This window comes from Yoonia ponticola, assembly GCF_014199395.1.
GTDB lineage: Bacteria > Pseudomonadota > Alphaproteobacteria > Rhodobacterales > Rhodobacteraceae > Yoonia > Yoonia ponticola.
Window position 1 is genome coordinate 1 of the sequence record NZ_JACIJM010000027.1, and the last position, 2,240, is coordinate 2,240.

The 2,240-nt window shown below is 58.7% G+C and carries 2 protein-coding genes; both read left to right on the forward strand.

Translation table 11 applies throughout. From position 1 onward, the window contains the following. The first annotated feature begins 106 nt into the window (after positions 1–106). Positions 107–1,741, forward strand: a complete 1,635-nt coding sequence (locus tag FHS72_RS18365) for a Mu transposase C-terminal domain-containing protein (protein WP_028288640.1) — start codon at positions 107–109, stop codon at positions 1,739–1,741. 106 nt (positions 1,742–1,847) lie between these two features. Further along, positions 1,848–2,240: TniB family NTP-binding protein (locus FHS72_RS18370; RefSeq protein ID WP_246414886.1), on the forward strand; the 393-nt coding region annotated here is incomplete at its 3' end.

The following is a 2,240-nucleotide window of genomic DNA, read 5'->3' on the forward strand; positions in this document are numbered from 1 at the left end:
AATCAACGGCTGAGCTTTGCCCTTAAATATGAGATTTTGCCTTTAATTCTGATATTTTTGCCCTTAAACCTGAGACAGGGTTCACAGACATTTGCGGCAAATATCGATGAATGATGATGGCGAAGACTGCGTTGCTGTTGGTGCTGAAGAGGCGCGCAGGGCCGCGGTGCTGCGCCCTCTTGTTCAGGCATATCTCAATGGGACTGGCAGCCTGGAACGTGGCATCAATGACGCCGTTTGGGAGCTTGGTGTCAGCAGGGCGACGGTCTGGCGTTGGATAAAACGGTTGGCGGAAGAGGGTGGGCGCACCAGCGCTCTGGCTCCGCGGAAACGGGGCCGCCCGACCGGGACGATGTTAATATCCAGCAAAGTCGAAGCGGTAATCGAGGAGCACCTTCGCCGCTATTTCTTGCGCCGGGAGCGTTCGAGCTTGTCGCGCGTCGTGACAGAAATCCGCAGCGCTTGCTGGCAGGAGGGCTTGCAACCGCCGACACGGCGAACGGTTCAGCGTCGTCTGGATGCGATGGATGCCCGCGAAGTTGCGAAGGCACGAGAGGGCGCAAAGGCGGCCCGCCAGAAATTTGCGCCGGTCACAGGTGAGAACAAGGCCAGTATGCCACTGGAGATCGTCCAAATTGATCATACACCGGCGGACATCATTCTTGTCGACGGCTTTGAACGCAAACCAATTGGGCGGCCTTGGGTCACGCTGGCGATCGACGTCGCAACGCGGATGGTGACCGGATATTACACCTCTCTCGAGGCACCTTCGCGTCTGTCAGTGGCGCTTTGCCTGACACAGGCGGTGGCCCTCAAGGAGGAACTTCTTGCGGAATTGGCGTGCGATGTTCCTTGGCCGGCACAGGGCAAACCGCACAGCATCCACGTCGATAACGGTCGCGATTTCCGGTCGCGCGCCTTTCGGTCGGCCTGTGCGGATTGGGGGATCGATCTGGTCTATCGACCGCCAGCAAGTCCTCACTTCGGTGGTCACATCGAACGGTTGATCGGCACCATGATGGGGGCCGTTCACCTGTTGCCGGGAACAACGCAATCCTCGATCGCGGCAAAGGGCGACTATGACGCCGAAAGCAAGGCCACGATGACGTTGAGCGAATTCGATCGCTGGTTTGCTCTGGAAATCTGCCGTTACAACAACAGCATTCATTCAAGTCTTGGCTGCACGCCCGTTGCCAAATGGGAGGCGCTCTCAGAGCAAATGACAGGCGACATCCCCTTCGAGATGGAAGCCTTTCAGGTGAGCTTCCTGCCGAGTGAACTGCGCAAGATCAGGCGTGACGGCATCCATCTGTTCCAGATAAGGTACTGGTCCGATGCCCTTGCAGGCCACATTGGGCGCGGGGATGGAAAGGTGGTCGTTCGCTACGATCCTCGCGATATCTCAATGATCTGGGTCGAACTGGACGATGGCCGGTATGTTGAGGCGCGGTACAGAAACCTGGAAATTCCGCCCGTCTCGCTCTGGGAATATCGCGAAGCGATGAGGAAGGCCCGTGCCCTTGGCAAGTCCGGGTCTAATGAGCTGGTGCTGGCTGAGCTGATCCGACAGCAACGCCAGATCGAAGCTGAAAGCCGGGGCCTGACGAAGGCCGAACGCAGAACCCGTGAAAGAAAAGGGACATTGAAGGGCACGAACTCGGCCGTCTCGACAACCGAAGGGCTGCGCCCGATCGATACGGGTGATACATCGCGCCCATTGTTCAAGGTGGAGAGATGGTGAATTGAGGGCAGGGACAACTGAAGAAGACGGCCGGATCGCCCTCATTCAATCGGATATCTGGATCGGCTTTCCTCGGGCGGAACAGGTGTTGGACCGCTTGTAGGGCATGATCGAAGCGCCACGACAAACCCGTATGCCTGGGCTTCTTGTGCATGGCGCCTCCGGGATCGGAAAGACGATGATTGCCCGAAACCTGTCGCGCAAGTACGCACCAGAATACGATCCGGCGTCGGGCATCACCCGCACACCGCTTCTGCTGTTGCAAGCGCCGCCCGCACCTGATGAACGGCGGTTTTACCTGCACATCCTGGCCGCCGTCGGCGCCCCGGCGACGGCTCTTAGCGCCCGCGCTCAAAATGTGGCTTCCCTCGAAGTCCGTGTCATCGCGCTCTTACGCGACCTTGGCCTGCGGATGATCATGATCGACGAGGTCCACAATCTCTTGGCCGGGACCCACCGCGAACAGCGCCGATTTCTCAATGTCCTGCGGTATCTCAGC

What these genes read in the sequence shown, in the direction of transcription:
- FHS72_RS18365 (WP_028288640.1), top strand. Translation starts at nt 107, where the DNA reads ATGAATGATGATGGCGAAGACTGCGTTGCTGTTGGTGCTGAAGAGGCG.